General features: G+C 72.5%; 19 protein-coding genes, 1 tRNA gene and 1 pseudogene. 10 read left to right on the forward strand and 11 right to left on the reverse strand.

The features are described from left to right. Positions 1-40: 40 nt before the first annotated feature. A complete protein-coding gene (locus CS0771_RS01750; protein WP_212839489.1) occupies positions 41-1,237 on the reverse strand; it encodes a hypothetical protein in 1,197 nt (398 codons plus the stop codon). Between the two features lie 240 nt (positions 1,238-1,477). Here CS0771_RS01750 and CS0771_RS01755 point away from each other — a divergent pair, with 240 nt between their 5' ends. Then, positions 1,478-2,329: an IS5 family transposase gene (locus CS0771_RS01755; protein ID WP_212839490.1), complete on the forward strand. Its 852-nt coding sequence runs from the start codon at positions 1,478-1,480 to the stop codon at positions 2,327-2,329. A 60-nt stretch (positions 2,330-2,389) separates the two neighbouring features. Here the strand turns inward: CS0771_RS01755 and CS0771_RS01760 are convergent, their stop codons facing one another. The 3 genes from CS0771_RS01760 to CS0771_RS01770 all read right to left on the reverse strand — a co-directional run bounded on the left by CS0771_RS01760 (position 2,390) and on the right by CS0771_RS01770 (position 5,607). Further along, positions 2,390-3,100 (reverse strand): YcnI family protein, encoded by a 711-nt coding sequence (locus CS0771_RS01760; protein WP_212839491.1) that lies wholly within the window; start codon positions 3,098-3,100, stop codon positions 2,390-2,392. Between the two features lie 39 nt (positions 3,101-3,139). Next, positions 3,140-4,765, reverse strand: coding sequence for a copper resistance CopC/CopD family protein (locus CS0771_RS01765; protein ID WP_244870542.1), 1,626 nt, complete (start codon positions 4,763-4,765; stop codon positions 3,140-3,142). A gap of 125 nt (positions 4,766-4,890) precedes the next feature. Then, complete coding sequence (locus CS0771_RS01770; RefSeq protein ID WP_212839493.1) at positions 4,891-5,607, reverse strand: hypothetical protein; 717 nt, start codon at positions 5,605-5,607, stop codon at positions 4,891-4,893. 31 nt (positions 5,608-5,638) lie between these two features. Between CS0771_RS01770 and CS0771_RS01775 the strand changes: the two genes are divergently transcribed. From CS0771_RS01775 to CS0771_RS01790, 4 genes are read left to right on the forward strand one after another with little or no spacing between them, the layout of a single operon-like run. Then, positions 5,639-6,211: a sigma-70 family RNA polymerase sigma factor gene (locus CS0771_RS01775; RefSeq protein ID WP_371821331.1), complete on the forward strand. Its 573-nt coding sequence runs from the start codon at positions 5,639-5,641 to the stop codon at positions 6,209-6,211. A gap of 32 nt (positions 6,212-6,243) precedes the next feature. Beyond that, positions 6,244-6,792, forward strand: a complete 549-nt coding sequence (locus CS0771_RS01780) for a DoxX family protein (protein ID WP_212839494.1) — start codon at positions 6,244-6,246, stop codon at positions 6,790-6,792. Positions 6,793-6,810: 18 nt separating this feature from the next. Continuing rightward, complete coding sequence (locus CS0771_RS01785; RefSeq protein ID WP_212839495.1) at positions 6,811-7,548, forward strand: thioredoxin domain-containing protein; 738 nt, start codon at positions 6,811-6,813, stop codon at positions 7,546-7,548. A gap of 17 nt (positions 7,549-7,565) precedes the next feature. Beyond that, entirely contained in the window at positions 7,566-8,684 is a 1,119-nt protein-coding gene (locus CS0771_RS01790; RefSeq protein WP_212839496.1) for a hypothetical protein, read from the forward strand. A 114-nt stretch (positions 8,685-8,798) separates the two neighbouring features. Here the strand turns inward: CS0771_RS01790 and CS0771_RS01795 are convergent, their stop codons facing one another. The 4 genes and pseudogenes from CS0771_RS01795 to CS0771_RS39575 form a co-directional block, all read right to left on the reverse strand. Further along, positions 8,799-9,557 (reverse strand): energy-coupling factor ABC transporter ATP-binding protein, encoded by a 759-nt coding sequence (locus CS0771_RS01795; RefSeq protein WP_212839497.1) that lies wholly within the window; start codon positions 9,555-9,557, stop codon positions 8,799-8,801. After that, positions 9,554-10,324 carry a cobalt ECF transporter T component CbiQ gene (gene cbiQ, locus CS0771_RS01800; RefSeq protein WP_212839498.1) on the reverse strand — a complete coding sequence of 257 codons (771 nt, stop codon included), beginning with the start codon at positions 10,322-10,324 and terminating at the stop codon, positions 9,554-9,556. Before cbiQ ends, CS0771_RS01795 begins: the two co-directional genes overlap by 4 nt. Before the next feature lie 4 nt (positions 10,325-10,328). Beyond that, positions 10,329-10,682 carry a PDGLE domain-containing protein gene (locus CS0771_RS39570; protein WP_371821544.1) on the reverse strand — a complete coding sequence of 118 codons (354 nt, stop codon included), beginning with the start codon at positions 10,680-10,682 and terminating at the stop codon, positions 10,329-10,331. Between the two features lie 21 nt (positions 10,683-10,703). Continuing rightward, positions 10,704-11,378, reverse strand: a pseudogene (locus CS0771_RS39575) (energy-coupling factor ABC transporter permease); the annotation flags it as partial. A 189-nt stretch (positions 11,379-11,567) separates the two neighbouring features. Here CS0771_RS39575 and bcp point away from each other — a divergent pair. Then, a complete protein-coding gene (gene bcp, locus CS0771_RS01810) occupies positions 11,568-12,044 on the forward strand; it encodes a thioredoxin-dependent thiol peroxidase (RefSeq protein WP_212839499.1) in 477 nt (158 codons plus the stop codon). Positions 12,045-12,115: 71 nt separating this feature from the next. Continuing rightward, positions 12,116-12,188 (forward strand) — tRNA-Leu (locus tag CS0771_RS01815). Between the two features lie 108 nt (positions 12,189-12,296). On the opposite strand, the gene CS0771_RS01820 is transcribed toward CS0771_RS01815, so the two are convergent. After that, a complete protein-coding gene (locus tag CS0771_RS01820) occupies positions 12,297-12,635 on the reverse strand; it encodes an MmcQ/YjbR family DNA-binding protein (protein ID WP_212839500.1) in 339 nt (112 codons plus the stop codon). Between the two features lie 180 nt (positions 12,636-12,815). On the opposite strand from CS0771_RS01820, the gene CS0771_RS01825 reads away from it, so the two are divergent. Further along, positions 12,816-15,923, forward strand: coding sequence for a M14 family metallopeptidase (locus CS0771_RS01825; RefSeq protein ID WP_212839501.1), 3,108 nt, complete (start codon positions 12,816-12,818; stop codon positions 15,921-15,923). 80 nt (positions 15,924-16,003) lie between these two features. Here the strand turns inward: CS0771_RS01825 and CS0771_RS01830 are convergent, their stop codons facing one another. Together CS0771_RS01830 and CS0771_RS01835 are read right to left on the reverse strand one after the other, a co-directional pair. Beyond that, positions 16,004-16,819 (reverse strand): MOSC domain-containing protein, encoded by an 816-nt coding sequence (locus CS0771_RS01830; protein ID WP_212839502.1) that lies wholly within the window; start codon positions 16,817-16,819, stop codon positions 16,004-16,006. 22 nt (positions 16,820-16,841) lie between these two features. Next, complete coding sequence (locus CS0771_RS01835) at positions 16,842-17,684, reverse strand: class I SAM-dependent methyltransferase (RefSeq protein ID WP_212839503.1); 843 nt, start codon at positions 17,682-17,684, stop codon at positions 16,842-16,844. Positions 17,685-17,858: 174 nt separating this feature from the next. Between CS0771_RS01835 and CS0771_RS01840 the strand changes: the two genes are divergently transcribed. Both CS0771_RS01840 and hutU read left to right on the forward strand, forming a co-directional pair. Beyond that, positions 17,859-18,677, forward strand: a complete 819-nt coding sequence (locus CS0771_RS01840; RefSeq protein WP_212845561.1) for a MurR/RpiR family transcriptional regulator — start codon at positions 17,859-17,861, stop codon at positions 18,675-18,677. Between the two features lie 12 nt (positions 18,678-18,689). Next, positions 18,690-20,339, forward strand: a complete 1,650-nt coding sequence (gene hutU / locus CS0771_RS01845) for a urocanate hydratase (protein WP_212839504.1) — start codon at positions 18,690-18,692, stop codon at positions 20,337-20,339. Positions 20,340-20,475 lie beyond the last annotated feature (136 nt).

The following is a 20,475-nucleotide window of genomic DNA, read 5'->3' on the forward strand; positions in this document are numbered from 1 at the left end:
TGAGCGGCCCGCATCGTCGGGCCGCTCGTCCTGTGCGCGGTCAGCGCGCCGCCGGGATCCGCTCCAGCCGCAGCGTGCAGGCCGGGCGGTCGAAGATGCCCGGCAGGAACTCCTCGGTGATCACATCGCGCACCGGCTGGGTGCCCGGCAGCACCCCACGCAGCGGCGGCCACGGCAGGTCCGGCGCGGGAACGCCCCGCATCGCGGGCACGGCGCTCGCCGCCGTCACCGCCTCCGCGTGACCGGCCCCGACGGCCGCCGCGAACCGGCCGTCCGCCCGAACCTCGCTCCGGCGCGCGCCGGCCGACGACTCGAACCAGCCGCGCGGCGCCGACGGCGCGGGCCAGGCCACCGTGTCCTCGGCGGGACCCGTGTAGGGCGCCCCTGCCCAGGGCACGTCGAGCTGCTCGCGTACCACCGTCTCGGGTTCCGCGGCGCGCTGCTCCGGCGCGGGCGGGGCGGTGAGCCCCGGGTCGGTGTCGGCGGGCAGCGCGATGATCGTGCCGTCGTCCGCGGGGTCCAGCAGGGAGGTCAGCTCGTCGTCGGCGGCCGGCTCGGGCGCGGTCTCGGCCGGGCGGCCGGGCCAGGCCAGCGTCACCAGCGCCACCACCAGCAGCACGATGGCCAGGATGAGCACGCCCCACATGGCCGAGCCGAGCCAGTCCGCGTCGAGCGCCACGTCCAGGTTGAGGGCGTCGGACGGCAGCGCGGGCCCGGTGGACGGCGCGTCCCGCAGCACCACGACCAGCGCCAGGTGCCGCCCCCGATCCTGCTCCGGGCGCCAGGACAGGCTGCCCAGGCCCTCGCGCAGCCAGAAGTCCTCGGCTGTGGGGTCACCGGGCTCCCGGCCCGGCGCGTCCATCCGGTTGGTCCGCAGCAGCAGCGGCCCGGGGCCGATCCGCGTCTGCGCGACCTCGGTGTAGCGGACCCCGGCCAGGTAGGCGGCCACCTCGTCGGGCGCGGCGATGCCGACGAACGCGGGCGTGTTGCCCGAACTGGCGGACACCCGCAGCTCGACCCCGCCGACCCGGGCGTACGGGACGTCGCGCCGCAGCAGCGCGTCGATGTCGGAGACGACCAGCACCCGTTCGGGGTCGCGCAGCGGGGCGACCGCTGCGTGGAACGCGCCGTCGGGGCTGTCGTGCCCGGTCAGCCAGGCCGCCGCGATACCCGCGGCCAGCGCGGGCAACGCCAGGACCAGGGCCAGCATGCCGATGAGCACTCGCGCAGCGCGCATCCCGTGTCCTCCGGTGGGGGCGGCGCCCGACAGCGGCGGGCGCGACGCCGCGCCGGATCGTCGGCGCGGTCCACCCGGACCAACGCCCCAGCCCTCACCGGGATGCGCAGAAAGGAAGGGCACCTTCTTAGAGCGACCGGCATTAGGTGCGGACCTGGACAGGTAGCCGGTCGCGGGTAGCAAACAGGCACGGGACTTATCGATCATTGGAGTTCTCTACGCTTCAATGACAGGAGTCCCGTGCCTGCGCTGCCATCATCGCTGCTGACCCCGATCTGGGTCCAGTTCGCCGCACTGCTGCCCGACCGGCCCGAATACGACCCCGCACACCCGCTGGGCTGCCACCGCCGCCGCATCCCCGACCAGGTCGTCTTCGAACACGTCATCCACGCCCTGTTCCACGGCTCGGGCTACGAACGCATCGCCGGCCCAGGATGCTCCGACCGCACCATCCGCCGCCGCCTGGCCGACTGGGCCAGCGCAGGCCTCGCCCAGCAACTGCACGCCCTGACCCTGGCCGCCTACGACAACATGATCGGCCTACAGCTGCACGACATCGCCGTCGACGGCGCGCTCACCAAAGCACCCTGCGGCGGAGACCGCGCCGGACGCTCCCCGGTCGACCGCGGCAAAGGCGGCCTCAAACGCTCCACCGGCACCGAAGCCGCCGGCATACCCCTGGCCGTGATCTCCGCCCCCGCCAACCGCAACGACAACGCCCTGCTGGAAGCCACCCTCGACACCGCCACCCAACAGACAGGCCCCCTGCCCGACGACGTCACCGTGCACCTGGACCGCGCCTACGACAACACCCCCACCCGCCAGCGCCTGCACGACCGCGGCCTGCACGGCCAGATCGCCCGCAAAGGCCTCCCCGCCCCCATCCAGGTCGGCAAACGCTGGGTGGTGGAACGCACCCACTCATGGATGAACGGCTACGGCAAGATCCGCCGCTGCACCGAACGCAACGCGCAGGTCGTGGACTTCTACCTCTACCTGGCAGCAGCCCTGATCACCACACGCCAACTCATCCGACAAGCCCGCCCCCGCTACCGCTGGGACGGCCGTCCCACCACCCGACGCCTCAAATGAACCTATTGCCGGTCGCTCTTATCGCTTTGCGATGTAGAAGGTGCCCTTCCTGACTTCGGGTCAGGCGGCGGGAGGTGACGGGCGGCGGGTACGCGCCAGCGCGACGCCCGCGAGGATCAGCGCGAGCACGCCCGCCACCAGGCCCGCGATGCCGGCCCAGTTGCCGCCGGCCGCCTTGGTCTGGTCGCCGAGCGCCACCGTGGCCCCGGCCGACGGGGTCGCCTCGGCGGCCGCGGCGGCGGGGGTCAGCTTCAGCACCGGCGCCGGGCTCTCCAGCTCGGTGCCGTCGTTGACCGGCTCCTCGATCCAGCGCACCACGGCGCCGTCGGAGTAGGTCTGCAGCGTCTTGAAGACCATCTGGTCCACCTTGGGCAGCGGCCCCATGGAGACCGGGAACTCCTGGAACTGCCCCGGCTTGACCGCCGCGTCCGCGCTCGTCGCGGTCCAGGTCAGGGTGGCCACGACCTCGCTGACCGGGCTGCCGTGCACCTCGATCGGGGTGGCCAGCTTGCGCTTGGTGACGGCCACCGTCCAGCCCGGCACCGGCTGCGTGGAGACCGACGCGACCGGCGCGTCCTCCGGCAGGTGCACCTCCAGCTTGGTGGTGCCCGCGTCGTCGGACTCGTTCGGCACCCGGAACGCCACGCGGGCATAGCTGCCCTGCACGGCGGTGTTCGGGCTGACCGTTACGTGGGCCGCCGCGGGCACGGCCACGGCCAGCAGGCCGAGCACCGTCGCCGCGACCACGCCGAGTCGGCGCGTCATCTTCATGCCTAAGACCTTTCGTACTGCCCAGCGTCGCGCTGGGCGCTATGGGATCGGCACCGTCGCGGTGACCGTGGCCTGATCGATCTCGGAGGTGCGCAGGGTGAACGTCAGCTGCCAGTCACCGCCCGTGGGCAGGGAGACCTGGCCGCTGGCGTGGTTGTCGGTGAGCTTCAGCATCGGGAACGCCACCTTCTCGACCCCGGCCGAGGGCAGCGACGCGGTCGCCTTCCACTCCACGACGGGCTGGGGCGAGCCGTCCGGCTTGTACGCGTACAGGTGCACCGCGTTGTCGCCCCGCTTCGCCGGATCGACCTCCACCTGCAGCGTCCATTGGCTGCTGGTCAGCGTGGTCGAGTAGATGACCGGCTGGGCGGGCAGCTGCGCCGTCTCCTGCGCGGTGCGCGCGGGGGTGGTCTGGGTGAGCGCGCCGGTCACCGCGAGCACCACGGCCGCGATGGCGACCTCGACGGTGACCACCCGGCGCAGCGGCCGCGGATTGTCGGCCGCGCCGCGGAGCGTGAACCGCCGCGCGAAGTACGCCGCCACCAGCACCAGCCCGACCAGCACCGTCTTGGCGATGAGCAGCTGCCCGTATGTCGTCTCGACGAGCGCGGCCGGGGTGCCGATCTGGATCAGCGCGGAGACCACCCCGGCCAGCAGCACCGTGGACACGGCCAGCGCCGCCCAGCGCGACCAGATCGGCAGGATCGCGCCCAGCTCGCGGCTGTCGGCCAGGCGCAGCAGGTACGCCGCAAGCATGACCAGGCCGCCGAGCCACACCGCGGCCCCGGCCAGGTGCAGCGCGTCGACGACCACGGACACGGCCGGCACCGGCGAGGCGGCCGGGTGCCCGACCAGCGGCCAGGTCAGCGCGGCACCCGCCGCGACGAGCAGCAGCAGGACCCGGTCCACGATCCCGTCCCGCCCGGCCAGCAGCGGCCGGACCAGGAACGCGGCGACGCCGAGCAGCGCCAGCCGCACCAGCAGCACGATGCCGTACTGGCTGCCCAGCACGTCGCCGAGGTCCCCGGCGGTGGCCCCGAACAGGCTGGTGCCGGTGGTGTACGGGGCCTGCAGGTAGAGCCCGGCGAGGGTGGTCAGCGCCACCAGCCCGAACCCGGTCCACATCAGGCGGCGCGGGCCGCGCTGGCTCAGCCGGGCCGGCCACAGCAGCGCCAGCACCAGCACCGGCCCGACCAGCAGCACCAGCCCGGCGTACCCGATGACCTTGACGGCGGCGATGAGGTTGCGGATGGTCGTGTCGACCTTCTCTTCCGGCAGCTCGGCGGGGGCGGCCGACGGGGCGCCCACGGAGAAGGTGAACCCGCCCGGGATCGGGTGGCTGTCCGCCGAGATCACCCGGTAGCTGACCAGGTAGGTGCCGCGGGGCGCGTCGTCGCGCAGCCCGATCTTGAGCACGTTGCCGTCGACCGTCGGGGTGCCGCGGTCGGCCCGCTCCCCGTCCGGCCCGACGATGCGGATCTTGTCGGCGACCGGGGCGATCGGCTCGCTGAAGGTGAGCGTGACCTCCTTCGGCGCCTCCGGCACCACCGACCCGGCCGGCGGGCTGGTGCGCAGCAGCGCCGCGTGCGCGTACGCCGGGCTGGCCGGCAGCAGCGTCAGCGCCAGGAACCCGACCACGGCGGCCAGCGCCCGCCACCGGGTCATGATCGACCGACTTGCCGGGCAGGTGGGCGTATCTTGGCGGCTCATTCGCCCATGTGCCAGGCAAGTCGGGTGATCTTCAAAGCGCGCGGGGGCGGCGGCGCGGCGAGGGGTGGCAGTCATGTGACTCACGGGGCGACCGTAGCCGCCGCGCGGGGCCCGCGGGAGATGCCGGTGGTGCGGCTGAGCGCCCACAGCAGGCCGGCCTGGACGAACGCGGCCGCGTGGCCGATCTCGTGGGCCAGCGCCGTCATGCCGTCGGCGACGTCGAACACGCTGGTGACCGTCAGGCAGGCGGCGAGCACGAAGGCCACCGGCACGAACGCGCGGGCCCGCTCCGGCCGCCACGCGGCGAGCGCGAACCCGACCGCGAGCGCGATGTCGAACGAGGCCGCCTCCCGGCCCGTGTGCAGCTCGCCCACGCCCGCGAGCAGGATCGGCAGCGCCAGCAGCACCTGCACCACGGCGGTCACGCCGAGCGCCACCCGCAGGATCTGCCGCCGGCCCGCCGCCTGCCGCCGCACCGCGGACGCGGCAGCGTCGCGCTCGGCGGCGACCGCGGCCAGGATCGGCGCGGTGAGATCGGGCACCGTCACGGCCTGCACCCGGACCGCGCGGTTGACCTGCTCGGCGGCCCGCAACCAGGCCCGGCAGTCCGGGCAGCCGGCCAGGTGGCCGTCGAGCGTCCCGGGCTCCCGGCCGGTCTCGGCCGCCCACGCCCGCACCTCGCCGTCCAGCCGTGCGGACAGCCCGTCGCGCACCTCGTCGCAGTTCGTCATGGGCGGGTAGTCGGCGCGTACCCCCGTCTGGTTCCCGGCGGTGTCGCGGGACACGCGCGACGTCACCGCCCGGAGTGAGCCGGACCGGCGGTTAGGCTTGCTCCCCGTGCCCCCCGTGCCAGCCGACGAGCCGCTCTCGATCGCCGATCCGGCGACCGAGTGGGCGCTGGCGGCGCGCGCGGGGGACCCGCTGGCGCAGGCCGCGTTCGTCCGGACCACCCAGGCGGAGGTGTGGCGCTTCGTCGCCGCGCTCGTCGACTCGGGCACCGCAGACGATCTCACCCAGGAGACGTACCTGCGGGCGTTCCGGGCACTGCCCGCGTTCGAGGGACGTTCCACGGTGCGCACCTGGCTGCTGGGCATCGCCCGCCGCACCTGCGCCGATCACCTGCGTACCGTTGTCAGGCAGCGGGCGCTGGGCACCCGCCTGGCGGCGCAGGCGCTGACCGCCGGGCACCACCCGGACCCGGCGGGCCAGATCGGGGCGGCACAGCTGCTCGACCGGCTCGCGCCGGACCGCCGGGAGGCGTTCGTGCTGACCCAGCTGCTGGGACTGTCGTACGAGCAGGCCGCGGCGGTCCAGGAGGTGCCGGTCGGCACGATCCGGTCCCGGGTCGCGCGCGCCCGCGCCGAACTGGTAGCCGACGTCGTTAGCGCCTTAGCCGCCTGAGGGCGGCCGTACGGGGGCAGAGGAGGAACAACATGACCTGGCACAGGGTGCAGCCCTGGGTGAGTCTCGCGGCCCGGCTGGGCCTCGGGGGCATCTTCATCACAGCGGGCTGGCTCAAGGTCACCGACCTCGCCGCGTCCGGGCGCGCGGTCAACGCGTACCAGATCATGCCGTACGACCTGGCCATGGTCATCGGGGCGGCGCAGCCGTTCGTGGAGATCGTGGTCGGGCTGCTGCTGCTGTTCGGCCTGGCCACCCGGCTCGCGGCCTGGGCGGGCGCGGTGATGATGGTCGCCTTCATCGCCGGCATCGCCTCGGCCTGGTCCCGCGGGCTCAACATCGACTGCGGCTGCTTCAGCAAGGGCGGTCCCCTGCCACCCGGGGTGACGCCGAACTATCTCCCGGACATCCTCCGGGATGTGGCCTTCCTCGCGATGGCCATCTTCTTGATCATCTACCCGGTCAGCCGTTTCTCCCTCGACGCACGACTGGACCGACCGTCCGCCGCGCTGGCGCCGGACGACGTGCTGGAGGAAGAGAACAGTGACGAACCGAGCGAGCGCCGCCGCGAGCGGCTGTGACCACCCGGTGGTGGGGTCGTGAGCAGCCGTAAGGATCAGAACGCCGCCGCGCGGATGGTGCGCGAGCAGATCGCCAGGGAGCAGCGGCGCAAGCGCACCATGTGGATCTCCATCGCCGCGGTGTCGGCGCTGGTCATCGCCGGCCTCATCGGCTGGGCCATCTACGCGGGCGGCAAGACCACCGAATACACCGCGCCGAAGGGCGCCAACAGCGCCAGCACCGGCATCACGAGCGGCACCGGGCCCGTCGTCGTCGACGAGTACGTCGACTACCTCTGCCCGCACTGCAAGAGCTTCCACGACGAGGCCGCCGCCTCGATCCAGCAGCTCGCGAACGATGGCAAGATCACGCTGGTGACCCACCCGGTGGCGTACCTCGACGGCGCCTCGACCAACCGCTACTCGACGCGCGCCTCGGCCGCGGCGGGCTGCGCGGCCGAGTACGGCAAGTTCACCGAGTACACCGACACGCTGTTCCAGAACCAGCCCGCCGAGGGCGGGGCCGGGCCCAGCGACGACGACCTCATCGTGTTCGGCCGCCAGGTCGGGCTCGGCGAGGACTTCGCCCAGTGCGTCAAGGACAAGCGCTTCATCAACTGGACCAACCACGTGAGCGAGGAGGCCGGCCGGGCCGGTGTCAGCGGCACGCCGACCGTCATGGTCAACGGGAAGCCGGTGCAGGCCAGCTCGACCGCGATCGCCGCCGCCGTCGCCGCCGCGGCCGGCACCACCACCCCCTCGGCCGGCACGAGCTGACCCGGAGCAGGAGACAGATGACACCCCTCATCGCACGGCGCGTGGGCGCGGTCCTCGGGACCGCGCTCACGCTGCTTCTCACCGTCGCCGCCCCCGCCTCGGCCCACGGCGCCGACGCGCCCGACGCGACCAACTACCGCACCCTGCTCACCGGCACCCCGGACCTGCCCGGCCTCGAAGTGATCACCATCGAGGCGGGCGCCCGGCTGCAGCTCACCAACCACTCCGGCAAGCCCGTCGAGGTGCTGGGCTACCACAACGAGCCATACCTGGAGGTACGCCCCGACGGGGTGTACGAGAACATCCACTCCCCCGCCACGTACCTGAACATCACCATCGCCCACGTCGACCCGCCCGCCCACGCCGACCCGACCGTGGCCCCCGAGTGGCGCAAGGTCAGCGACGAGCCCGTCTACCGCTGGCACGACCAGCGCGCGATCTGGAGCGACCCGAACCCGCCCGCCGAGGTCGCCGCCGCGCCCGACCAGCCCCGCCGCCTGCGCGAGTGGACCGTGCCGATGCGCACGGAGGTCACTCCGCTCCAGGTCACCGGAGTACTCGACTACGTGCCGCCGCCGGACCCGGTCCAGTGGTGGCTCGGCGCCGTCGCCGGGGCAGCGGTGATCGCGCTGGCCGGGCTGGTCCGCAACCGCCCCCGCGCGCTCACCGTGCTGCTGTCGGTCGCCGCGCTCGGCGCCGGGGCGCTCGCGCTCGCCTACGCGGTCGGCCGGGAGATCGATGCGGGCAACCACACGTTCGGGCCGATCCTGCTGGAGCTGGTCACCGTCCAGCTGTGGTCGGTGGTCAGCGCGCTGGCCGCGATCGCCGCCGCCGCGTACTCGCTGACCCGCCGCGCCGCCGGGGACTTCGCCCTGGCCCTGGGCGCCGCCGCCGTCGGCCTGTTCTCGGGGATGGTCAACGCGGCCGTGTTCCACCGCGCCATCGCCCCCATCCCGTGGGGCGACACCGCGGCCCGGGTGATGACCGCCGCCGTCATCGCGCTCGGCGTCGGCGTGGCCGCCGCGGGCATGCTCCGCCTGCGCGGCACCACCTCCGGCGTCCCCAACGGCCCGGTCCCCGCCCAGCCCACCGTCCCCGCCACCGAGAACCCGGTGCCCACGGACCACCCAGGCTGACTCACTCGACCCCCCCGCCCGCGCCGCCCCCGCGTCCCGCCCCGGTTTCACATAGACGTCGGCGGGCGGCCAGGCGAGCCGGCTGAGCCCGGTGAGCCGGGGCGGGATCGGCCGTCAGGCGACGGGAACGGCGAAGCCGAACGGCAGCTCGAGGCGGTGGCGGGCCAGCAGGTCGGGGTCGGCCAGCAGCTCGCGGGTCGGGCCGTCGGCCACGATGCGGCCCTCGTCCAGGATCACCGAGCGCGGGCAGAGCTGCAGCGCGTACGGCAGGTCGTGCGTCACCATCAGCAGCGTCACGTCCAGCCCGAGCACGATCTCGGCCAGCTCGCGCCGCGCCTGCGGGTCCAGGTTGGACGAAGGCTCGTCCATGACCAGCAGGTCGGGCCGCATGGCGAGCACGGTGGCGACGGCGACGCGGCGGCGCTGCCCCAGCGACAGGTGGTGCGGGGCGCGCTCCTTGACGTCGCTCATGCCGACGGCGGCCAGCGCCTCGTCGACCCGCTGGTGCAGCTCGGCGCCGCGCAGGCCCAGGTTCGCCGGGCCGAACGCCACGTCCTCGGCGACCGTGGGCAGGAACAGCTGGTCGTCGGGGTCCTGGAAGACCAGGCCGACCCGGCGGCGGATCTCGGCGAGCCCGGCCCGGTCGCGCGGGTCGACGGTGCGGTCGCCGACCGACACGGTGCCGCCGGAGCCGGTCAGCCCGGCGGCGGGCAGGATGCCGTTGAGGTGCAGCACCAGCGTGGTCTTGCCGGCGCCGTTCGGGCCGAGCAGGGCGACCCGCTCCCCGGGCTCGATGCGCAGGCTGACCCCGTGCAGCGCCTGGTGCCCGTCGGGATAGGTGTAGCGGACGTCGTCGAGCAGCAGCGCGGTCATACCGCCCACCTTTCCACCAGCAGCACGGCGAGGGCGAGCGCGGGCACCATGGCTCCGGCGGCCCACTGCCGCGCGGTGGCCGTGCTGCCCTCGTGCAGCGCGGCGGGCAGCCGTCCGGTGTAGCCGCGCGAGCGCATGGCCAGGAACACCCGCTCGCCGCGTTCGAAGGCGCGCAGGAACAACGTGCCGAGCCCGGCGGCGAAGCCCTTCAGCTGCCACAGGAAGCGCGGGTCGTCCAGGCGGGACAGCCGCGCGATGCGCATCCGCCGCGCCTCGTCGGCGAGCACGTCCAGGTAGCGCAGCATGAAAAGGGCGATCTGCGTGATCGCCTGCGGGGTGCGCAGCCGGTCCAGCCCGATCAGCACGTCCCGCGCGGGCGTGCTCGCCGCGAGCAGCAGCGCGATCAGCACGCCGAGAGTGCCCTTGACCAGGATGTTCCACCCGGCCCAGAGCCCCTCGACGGCGACGCTCGCGCCGAGCACCGTGGTGGTCGGCCCGGCCGCGAAGAACGGCAGCAGCACGGCCGTCGCCACGAACGGCAGCTCGATCAGGCTGCGCCGGGCGAGCCAGCCGGCGGGGACCCGGGCCAGCACCGCGAGCACGGCCACGATCAGGGCGTACGCCCCGAAGGCGGGCAGCAGCTCGCGTGGCGTCGCCACCACCGTGATCGTGAACAGCACCGCTGCGACGATCTTCACCTCGGGTGCGAGGTGGTGCACGGGCGAGTGCCCGTGCACGTACATCGGGTGGGTGTGGCCCGCGCCCATGCCGCTACTTCTCCGCGCCGACGGTGTCCGGCGCCTGCTGCACGGCGGCCGCGGCGCTCCGGCGGCGGCGCACGCCCCAGAAGATCGCCAGGCCGATCGCGAAGGTCAGCGCGACGCCGATCAGCCCGGCCAGGCCGGTCGCGTCGTCCACCCCGGTGATGCCGTAGTCGGCCAGGAACGAGCCGCCCAGCTCGTGGTCGGCCGCCTGCTGGGCGATGCAGCTGCCACCCGTGATCACCCCGTCGGCGTCGACCGTGCAGCCGGTCAGTGTGGTCGCGTCGAGCCCGTCCGGGTCGCCGGAGGCCAGGTAGCTGACGCCGCCCGCGAGCACGGCGGCGACCGCCAGCCCCGCCAGCACGAACGTGCGGGTCGGCAGGCCGGACTCGGCGGGGCGGGCCAGCCGGTCGCCGTGCAGCGCGTACACCAGGTCGGGCCGCACCTTCGCCACCGTGGTGACGGTGACCGCCGCGATCAGGCCCTCGCCGATGCCGATCAGCGCGTGCACCCCGGCCATGGTCGCCGAGATCTCGCCGTACCCGATGGTCAGCGGGACGTCGCCGCCGAGGACGAACTGGAGCACGAAGCCCTGCGACGCGAGCACCACGGACAGCACCGAGGCGAAGAAGACGGCCAGCCCGACCCCGGCCGCGGTGCGCGGCAGCAGCTTCATCAGGCCGACCAGCACCAGGTAGCCGACGGCCGTGCCGAGCAGCGCCATGTTCGAGATGTTCAGCCCGAGCGCGCTCAGCCCACCGTCGGCGAAGATCAGCGCCTGCACGATCAGCACCACGGACACGCACAGCGCGCCGACCCACGGCCCGACCAGCGCCGCGGCCAGCGCCCCGCCGAGCAGGTGGCCGCTGACGCCCGGCAGCACCGGGAAGTTGAGCATCTGCACGGCGAAGATGAACGCCGCCACCAGGCCCGCCATCGGGGCGAGCCGCTCGTTCAGGTCCTGGCGCGCCTTGCTCAGGCAGAACGCCAGGAGGACGACGGCAACCACGCCATAGGCCAGCGACACCGGCCCGCCGATGATGCCGTTCGAGATGTGCATAGCGATGTCCACCCCGCCAGCCTAGGGTTATTGCAAACTACTTGCAATAAGGTTCGCCGCTCGTAGATCGACGGGCTTGCCAGGCACCTGGGCGTATGCGGGCGCAAGATACGCCCGCCTGCCAGGCAAGTCGGGTGACCTTGGGCGGGGCGGGCGGGGACGGCGGCGCGCGTGGATAGGGTGTCCGGTGTGACGGAGAACGTACGACTCTCGCCGGGCGACGCCGCCCCGGACTTCAGCCTGCCCACCGCCGACGGCGGCACGCTCAGCCTGGCCGACCTGCGCGGGAAGAAGGTCGTCCTGTACGCGTACCCGGCCGCGATGACGCCCGGCTGCACCACGCAGGCCTGCGACTTCCGCGACTCGCTCGCCTCGCTCACCGCCAAGGGGTACGCCGTCGTCGGCATCTCCCCCGACGCGCCGGCGAAGCTCGCCAAGTTCGTCGAGCGCGACGCGATCACCTTCCCGCTCGTCAGCGACCAGGACAAGGCCGTGCTGACGGCGTACGGCGCGTTCGGCGAGAAGAAGAACTACGGCAAGGTCGTGCAGGGCGTGATCCGGTCCACCTTCGTCATCGACGAGAAGGGCCACATCGCGCACGCCTTCTACAACGTCAAGGCCACCGGCCACGTCGCCAAGCTCCGCCGCGACCTGAAGCTCGACTGACCCGGGAAGACGGCCCCCGGAACGCACTGCCGCCGCTGATGAGCAAGAATATGGCAGCATCTGATGGTCCTGGGGCCGTAGCCCAACGGCAGAGGCACGCGGTTTAGGTCCGCGCCAGTGCGGGTTCGAATCCCGCCGGCCCTACTCACCACCCGGTGCGGCGAGAAGGCAAGATCGGCGTTTCGTGTCGAAACCCAGCGCCAGACCGCAGATCTTGACACGAGACTGCGATCATCCCCAAGAGCCAGCGCATCAGCCCAGGTGGGCGGCGGCGACGCGTTTGGGGACGCACATGCGCCAGGCGTCGGTGACCAGCTCGCGCATCTCGTCCTCGTCGAGGGCGGCCGCCCACGCCTCCACCCAGTTGAAGCGCAGGTCCGATACCCGGGGCAGGAAGAACTTGCCCGGCTCGGCGGCGATCAGGCCGTCACGCGCCTCCTTGGGGTAGCCGAAGCCCATCGTCGTCTCGTCGGCGGAGAACGCCACGAACACGATCTGCCCGACCCGGAACTTGATCCGGTCACGGACCAGCGCCTCGTACGCCCGGGGCAGTCCCAGCGCCACCTGCCGCACCTGCTCGACCGTGACCATCGCGCCTCCCCCGCCCGTGGCCGGAACCCCCATAGCCTGGGCCCGGCGCCGCTGTCTCCAGTCTGCCCCTCACCGGTGACATTCCGTTCGGCGTCGTCCGCAACACCGACACTCTATTGACATATTTACCGGTGTTTCGAAAGGCTCGTTGCGCGAGTCCTTCGACACCCAGGAGGGGCAGTGAGGAAACTACGAGTCGTGGCGGTGTGCCTCGGCATGATCGGCGCCATCGCGCTGGTCGTGCCGGCCAGCGCGAAACCCGCGGGGGACGGTGACCGGGCCAGGAACCCGCTCGACGTCTACGTGGGCGTGATCGAGCAGGACCAGGTGGAGGAGTTCCGGGGCATCGGCCTCGACCACGAGGACGTGCGGACCGCTCCGGTCGGCGCGGGCAAGGTGAAGGTCGAGGCGGTGCTCTCCGAAGTGGAGGCGTCCCGCCTGGCCGGCCGCGGCGTGAAGCTGTCGGTGAAGCTGATCCGCGGCCAGAAGGCCTCGGACGCGCTGCGTAAGCAGGCACTGGCCGGCAACACCGTGTACCGGTCGTACAGCGAGGCGGGCGGCCTGCGGGAGGAGCTGGAGAAGATCGCGGCGGACAACCCGTCGATCACCAAGCTGCTCACCATCGGGCACACCACGCAGGGCAAGCCGATCAAGGGCATCAAGCTGACCCGTGGGGCACGCCTGCTGCCCGACGGCCTGCGCCCGGCGGTGGTCTACGTCGGCGCCCAGCACGCCCGTGAGTGGATCACCCCGGAGATGGTGCGCCGCCTGCTGCACCACGTCATCGACGGGTACGGCAGCAACCCTGAGCTGACGAACCTGGTCAACACCCGGGAGATGTACTTCTTCCCGGTGATCAACCCGGACGGCTACGACTTCACCTTCACCGAGGGCAACCGCCTGTGGCGCAAGACCCTGCGCGACAACAACGGCGACGGCGTCATCACGCCCGGCGACGGTGTGGACCCGAACCGCAACTACGCCTACAAGTGGGGGTACGACAACGAGGGCTCCTCGATCGACCCGGCCAGTGAGACGTACCGCGGCCCGGGGCCGAACTCGGAGCCGGAGAGCAAGGCGCTGGACGGGTTCTTCAAGCGGCTGCGCCCGGAGTTCTTCGTCAACTACCACTCCGCCGCCGAGCTGCTGCTCTACGGCGTGGGCTGGCAGGTCAGCACGCCGACGCCGGACGACGTCATCGCGATCACGCTGGCCGGCGACGACGCGAACCCGGCGGTGCCCGGCTACGACCCCGACATCTCGGCGGAGCTGTACACCACCAACGGCGACACCGACTCGCACATGACGGAGAAGTACGGCTCGCTCGGCTTCACCCCCGAGATGACCACCTGTGAGACGGTGTCGAACTCGATCCCCGACGACGAGTGGGTCGCCGAGGACTGCGCCAGCGGGTTCAACTTCCCGGACGACGAGGAGCTGATCCAGGCCGAGTTCGCCAAGAACATCCCGTTCGCGCTGTCGCTGGCGAAGTCGGCCGCGCAGCCGGACAACCCGGTCTCGGTCGTCGGCCGCACCTCGCCGGACTTCGTGGTGGACGCCTTCGACGTGTCGTACGGCCGCACCCAGCCGGTCGCCGCGATCATCCGGCGCGCCCTGAAGAACGTGCAGGTGCACTGGAAGGTCAACGGCGGCAGCGTCAAGTCGGCCTCCGTGAAGGAGTGGCAGGGCGGCGAGCGCTACGGCGACGAGAACGACGACTACTACGCCGAGTTCCGCGGCAAGGTGACCAACACCAAGCCGGGTGACCAGGTCGAGGTGTGGTTCAGCGGGTTCTCGGTGACCCCGGGACGGGCGGGGGCGGTCAGCAGTGACCACTTCACCTACCGGGTGCACGACGACATCGGCGGCAAGGTGCTCATCCTGGCCGCGGAGGACGTCACCGGCGTGAGCCCGGTGCAGGGCGTGACCTCGGCGAAGTACGCCGCGGACTACGCCTCCTCGCTGACCGCCGCCGGGTTCACCAGCGACGTGTACGACTTCGACACGCAGGGCCGCAAGGCGCCGCACCACCTGGGTGTGCTGTCGCACTACAAGGCGATCGTCTGGGAGACCGGCGACGACATCATCCTGCGCGCGACCGGCCAGCCCGGCGGCACCACCGCCAAGGCGGCGCTGGACATCGAGCTGTCCGTGCGCGACTACCTGAACGAGGGCGGCAAGCTGCTGCTCACGGGCCAGAACGCGCTGTTCGCGCAGTCGGCGGACGGGTCGTACTTCTACCACCCGGACGCCCCGGCGCAGCCGGAGTGCACGGTGCGCGAGTACCCCTGCCTGCCGGTGCTGAACGACTTCCTGCAGTACTACCTCGGCGCGTACAACTACGTCAGCGGGGGCGGCACGGACGGAACGGGCGAGCACTACCCGGTCGACGGCACCACGGGCGCGTTCGACGGGTTCGCGGGCACGCTGAACGGGGCCGGTTCGGCCGCGAACCAGACGCACACCGCGTCGTTCCTGACCACGTCCAGCTTCCTGCCGCCGGCGCAGTTCCCGCAGTTCGCGAGTTCCGCGCCGAGTGACTGGCTGCGGCCGGGCGCGGCGCCGTTCGACCCCCGCACCGGCGACTGGTACCTCTACAGCGACCGGTCGGACCAGTCGTTCAAGCGGCTGTCCCGGACCGTCGACCTGACCTCGGCCACCTCCGGTGAGCTGCGGTTCTGGTCGTCGTTCGACACCGAGCCGAACTGGGACTTCTTCGTGGTCGAGGCCCGCCCGGCGGGCACGGACACGTGGACGACGCTGGCCGACAGCACCGGGCACACCACGCAGGAGACCGGTGACAGCTGCGCGTCGGGCTGGGTGGACGGCATCCACCCGTTCCTGGCGCACTACCAGGGCGCGGACTGCTCGCCGGCGGGCACGACCGGTGCGTGGCATGCGCTGACCGGCCCCTCGGGGGGCTGGACGGAGCTGGCGTACGACCTGACCCCGTACGCGGGGCAGCAGGTCGAGCTGTCGATCTCGTACATCTCCGACTGGGGCACCCAGGGTCTGGGTGTGTTCCTCGACGACGTCTCGGTCAGCGCGAACGGCGCGGTCGTGACGCAGACCTCGTTCGAGGACGGCCTGGGCGGCTGGACGGTCGGCACGGCCGCGGGCTCGCCGAGCCTCACCAACAACTGGGTACGCAGCCAGCAGGCGTTCGAGGAGGGGTCGATCGTGACCACGCGGGACACGGTCTTCACCGGCTTCGGCGCCGAGGGCCTCACCCCGGCGCAGCGCGACGACCTGGTCAAGCGCTCGCTCGCCCACCTGCTCGGGTACTGACCTGAGGGTTAGGAAGGGCACCTTCTTATACGGAAAACGATAAGAAGGTGCCCTTCCTTTCGTGTCTAGGTGGCTGGACCTCAGCTGAGCTCGACCGGGTCGCCGACCCGGATGGTGCCCACCGTCTCCGGCACCAGGTTGACCCCGAACAGCAGTTTCTGGTTCACGTTGCGGTGGCGGGCCAGGGTGCGCAGCGGCTCGTGGCCGCGCTCGCCGGTCTCCTGGTCGGTGGTGGTGACGATGCACCGGCCGCACGCGCTCGGCGCCCGGAACACCACCTCGCCGACGCGCAGCCGCCGCCCGATCCAGCCGTCCTCGGCGAACGCCTCGGCGCCCTCGACCACCAGGTTGGGCCGGAAGCGGGCCATCGGCAGCGGGCCCTCCAGCGAGCCGCCCTCGAAGATCCAGTCGTTGAGCCGGTCCAGCGACGCGGTGTTGGCCACCAGCAGGGGGTATCCGTCGGCGTACGAGACACGGTCGGTCGGCTTGTTCAGCTCCGGCTCGGGCACGGGGCGGCGGGTGGCCGGGTCGTCCATCCACACCAGCCGCACGTCGCGGTCCAGCTCCTTGCTCAGCAGCGCGTCGGCGGCGGGCCCGGCCGCGGTGGCGGGCAGCGGCTGCCCCCACAGCGTGGACAGCACCGCCGGGTCCGGCTCGGGCTGGGCCACGAACAGCGGCGCGGTCTCCGGGAAGGACAGCTCCAGGCCCCCGTCCACGGTACGCACCCGCAGGAGCGCCAGCCGGGCCACCTCGCGCTGGGTGACCTCCTTGCCGTCCGGGTCGATCACCATCCAGCGCCGGTCCCCGGCCAGGCCCCACGGTTCGACGGCGGCCTGCTGGTGCTCCACCCTGCGGCAGCCCTTGACCGGGTACGTGTACAGCGCGCCCACTCGCATGGAGTGACGCTACCAGCGCCGGTCAGCGCCAGGCGGCCCCGATGCCGTCGCCCGGATACCAGTGGCGCACCGGCTGCTCCTTGAAGGCCAGGAAGCGCCGCCCGGTCTTCTCGGCGTGCTTGAGCAGCACCGTGGTGTACGTGACGTTGTCGGTGAGCAGCAGCGCCCGCTCGGCCAGGTGCGGCTCGATCGCGGTGAACTCGCGCTGCTCGTGCGCCGCGCTGTGGTCGCTGTCGTGCAGGAACATGTCGACCGGGCGGTCCAGCGCGCCGATCGAGGCGATCGAGTCGCCGATGACCAGGTCCACCACGTCGGCCCAGGGCTGCGCCTTGGCCAGGTAGCCCGCCTCCGGGTTGATGTCCAGCGAGGTGACCCGGCCCGGGTGCCCCTCGGCGGCGTTGCGCAGCAGCGCGGCGGCGATCACGCAGGTGCCCAGGCCCTTGTCCACGCCGGTCTCCACCACGTGCTGCGGCTTGCGCGCCCGGATCAGGGCGTACCAGCCGAGCCGGCGGGCGTAGCGCACGTGCCGGTCGGCCAGGCCGCGGCGGGCGGCGTTCGCGGTGGTGCGCTCGATGTGGGTGCGCAGCGCGGTGTCTGCCTCGATCTCGGCGACCCAGGCGCGCACGTCGGCCACCGGCACCTCGGCCACCACGCTGACGAACCAGGCCAGGTGCTCCAGGTTCAGCTTGGTCAGGTCGTAGGTGTAGTTGTGGTGCTCGCGGGAGGTGACCAGCCAGCGCGCGGACTCGCGCAGCACCTTCGCGTCGTGGCGGGCGACCCTGGCCAGCCGCACGGGCAGCGCGGCGAGCGGGGCCAGTGCGCTGCGCGACACGGCACGCCTGAGCCGAGTCTTACGGTCGGGCATGGGGACGCACCTTCCACGGCGAACATGAATCCGTCTGGGATTTCTATCATGTCCGGCCGCCCCCGAGACAGACCCGAGATTGTCTCTGAATGAAAGTTTGCATACAGTGTCCGTGTGAATGTTGGCCCAACAACCAGCACGGACGCCGACCAGGCCGGCGGGGCCGTCGCCGGGGTGCGCGCCCTGGTCCAGGGCGCCCGGCTGACGCCCACCCAGCGGCGCATCGCCCGGGAGCTCGTGCACCACGCGGACACCGTGGCCTACCTGTCCGCGGGCGAGGTCGCCGAGCTGGCCCAGGTGAGCCAGCCGTCGGTGACCCGGTTCGCGATGGCGCTCGGCTTCGACGGCTACCCGGCGCTGCGGCGGCGGCTGCGCGAGCTGACCGCCGGGCAGCGCACCGCGCCCGCGCCGGACGGCGACAACGACCTGCAGCGTGCCGTACGCGACGAGATGGGCAACCTGAACCGGCTGGCCGACCACCTGGCCGATCCGGCCGCGGTGCACGCCGCGGCGGGCCTGCTGGCCGCCAGCCGCCCGCTGCCCGTGCTGGGCCTGCGCGCCGCCGCCCCGCTCGCGGGCTACTTCGGCTACTTCGCCGCCAAGATCCACCCCGAGGTGCGGGTGCTCGACTCCGGCGGCAGCCTCCTCTACGAGCGCCTGGAGCAGGCCGCCGACTCCGGCGCCAAGGCCGTGCTGGCGTACGCGCTGCCCCGCTACCCCCGCGAGCTGCGCGACGCCCTCAGCGAGGCGCGCGTGCTGGGGCTGAAGGTCGTCGTGGTGACCGACTCGCCGGTCAGCCCGGCCGCCGACCTCGCCGACGTGACGCTCACCGCCGCGGTCGGCTCCCAGCTCGTCTTCGACCTGCACACGGCGCCCATGGTGCTGACCATGGTGCTGCTGCAGGCCATCAGCGACGTCGATCCGGCGGCCACCCAGCGCCGGCTCGAACACTTCGAGACCTCGGCCAACCGCCGCAGCGTCTTCATGGATTGATTGAGGGGAACGATGGACCAGATCATCCGTGCCGCCACCGGCACCTCCCGCACCGCACAGGGCTGGGCGCAGGAGGCCGCGATCCGGATGCTGTGCAACAACCTCGACCCGGACGTCGCCGAGCGCCCGCAGGACCTGGTCGTGTACGGCGGCACCGGCAAGGCGGCCCGCGACTGGCCCAGCTTCCACGCGCTGATCCGCACCCTGACCACGCTCAAGGACGACGAGACCATGCTGGTCCAGTCGGGCCGCCCGGTCGGCGTGTTCCGCACCCACGAGTGGGCCCCGCGGGTGCTGCTGGCCAACTCGAACCTGGTCGGCGACTGGGCCACCTGGCCGGAGTTCCGCCGCCTGGAGCAGCTCGGCCTGACCATGTACGGCCAGATGACCGCCGGCTCCTGGATCTACATCGGCACCCAGGGCATCCTGCAGGGCACCTACGAGACGTTCGCGGCCGTCGCGGCCAAGAAGTTCGGCGACACCCTGGCGGGCACGCTGACGCTGACCGGCGGCTGCGGCGGCATGGGCGGCGCGCAGCCGCTCGCGGTCACCATGAACGGCGGCGCGTGCCTGATCGTCGACGTGGACAAGACCCGCCTGGACCGCCGGGTGCAGACCCGCTACCTGGACGTGGTCGCCGACTCCCTCGACCACGGCATCGAGCTGGCGCTGGCCGCCAAGCGGGACCGGCAGCCGCTGTCGGTGGGCGTGGTCGGCAACGCGGCCACGATCTTCCCCGAGCTGCTGCGCCGGGGCGTCGCCATCGACATCGTCACCGACCAGACCAGCGCGCACGACCCGCTGTCGTACCTGCCCGAGGGCGTCTCCGTGGAGGAATGGCAGACGTTCGCCGCGGACAAGCCGGAGGAGTTCACCGAGCGGGCCCGCGCGTCGATGGCCAAGCACGTCGAGGCCATGGTCGGGTTCCTGGACGCCGGGGCCGAGGTGTTCGACTACGGCAACTCCATCCGCGGCGAGGCCCAGCTCGGCGGGTACGACCGCGCGTTCGCGTTCCCGGGCTTCGTGCCCGCGTACATCCGGCCGCTGTTCTGCGAGGGCAAGGGCCCCTTCCGCTGGGCCGCGCTGTCCGGCGACCCGGCCGACATCGCCGCCACCGACCAGGCCGTGCTCGACCTGTTCCCGGAGAACGAGTCGCTGTCGCGCTGGATCCGGATGGCGCAGGAGAAGGTCGCCTTCCAGGGCCTGCCCGCCCGCATCTGCTGGCTCGGCTACGGCGAGCGCGACAAGGCCGGGGTGCGCTTCAACGAGATGGTCGCCGACGGCACGCTCAAGGCGCCGATCGTCATCGGCCGCGACCACCTCGACTGCGGCAGCGTCGCCTCGCCGTACCGGGAGACCGAGGCGATGCTCGACGGCTCCGACGCGATCGCCGACTGGCCGCTGCTCAACGCCCTGGTCAACACCGCCTCCGGCGCGTCGTGGGTGTCCATCCACCACGGCGGCGGCGTCGGCATCGGCCGCTCCATCCACGCCGGGCAGGTCACCGTCGCCGACGGCACCGCCCTGGCCGCCCAGAAGATCGAGCGCGTCCTCACCAACGACCCCGGCATGGGCGTCATCCGCCACGTCGACGCCGGCTACGACCAGGCCGTCGACGTCGCCGCCGCCCGCGGCGTCCGCACCCCGATGCGCGAGTCATGATCCGCCCGCCGCTCCGCCTCCGGCGCTGCAGTTTCGGGGAAACTGCAGGTAAGACGGGCTTCGTTCGTGCACTTTCCCCGAAACTGAACCGCGAGCCCGACCTCGCCCCGCGCGGGGCGGGGCGGGTTTCGGCGTG

It is taken from the genome of Catellatospora sp. IY07-71, assembly GCF_018326265.1.
Taxonomy (GTDB): domain Bacteria; phylum Actinomycetota; class Actinomycetes; order Mycobacteriales; family Micromonosporaceae; genus Catellatospora.

Bases quoted from the DNA above. Each gene is read 5' to 3' on its own strand.
- CS0771_RS01835 (WP_212839503.1), bottom strand. From the start codon at position 17,684: ATGCCCGACCGTAAGACTCGGCTCAGGCGTGCCGTGTCGCGCAGCGCA.
- cbiQ (WP_212839498.1), bottom strand. From the start codon at position 10,324: ATGGGCGCGGGCCACACCCACCCGATGTACGTGCACGGGCACTCGCCC.
- hutU (WP_212839504.1), top strand. From the start codon at position 18,690: ATGGACCAGATCATCCGTGCCGCCACCGGCACCTCCCGCACCGCACAG.
- CS0771_RS01760 (WP_212839491.1), bottom strand. From the start codon at position 3,100: ATGAAGATGACGCGCCGACTCGGCGTGGTCGCGGCGACGGTGCTCGGC.
- CS0771_RS01830 (WP_212839502.1), bottom strand. From the start codon at position 16,819: ATGCGAGTGGGCGCGCTGTACACGTACCCGGTCAAGGGCTGCCGCAGG.
- CS0771_RS01765 (WP_244870542.1), bottom strand. From the start codon at position 4,765: ATGACCCGGTGGCGGGCGCTGGCCGCCGTGGTCGGGTTCCTGGCGCTG.
- CS0771_RS01750 (WP_212839489.1), bottom strand. From the start codon at position 1,237: ATGCGCGCTGCGCGAGTGCTCATCGGCATGCTGGCCCTGGTCCTGGCG.
- CS0771_RS01780 (WP_212839494.1), top strand. From the start codon at position 6,244: ATGACCTGGCACAGGGTGCAGCCCTGGGTGAGTCTCGCGGCCCGGCTG.
- CS0771_RS01820 (WP_212839500.1), bottom strand. From the start codon at position 12,635: ATGGTCACGGTCGAGCAGGTGCGGCAGGTGGCGCTGGGACTGCCCCGG.
- CS0771_RS01790 (WP_212839496.1), top strand. From the start codon at position 7,566: ATGACACCCCTCATCGCACGGCGCGTGGGCGCGGTCCTCGGGACCGCG.
- CS0771_RS01795 (WP_212839497.1), bottom strand. From the start codon at position 9,557: ATGACCGCGCTGCTGCTCGACGACGTCCGCTACACCTATCCCGACGGG.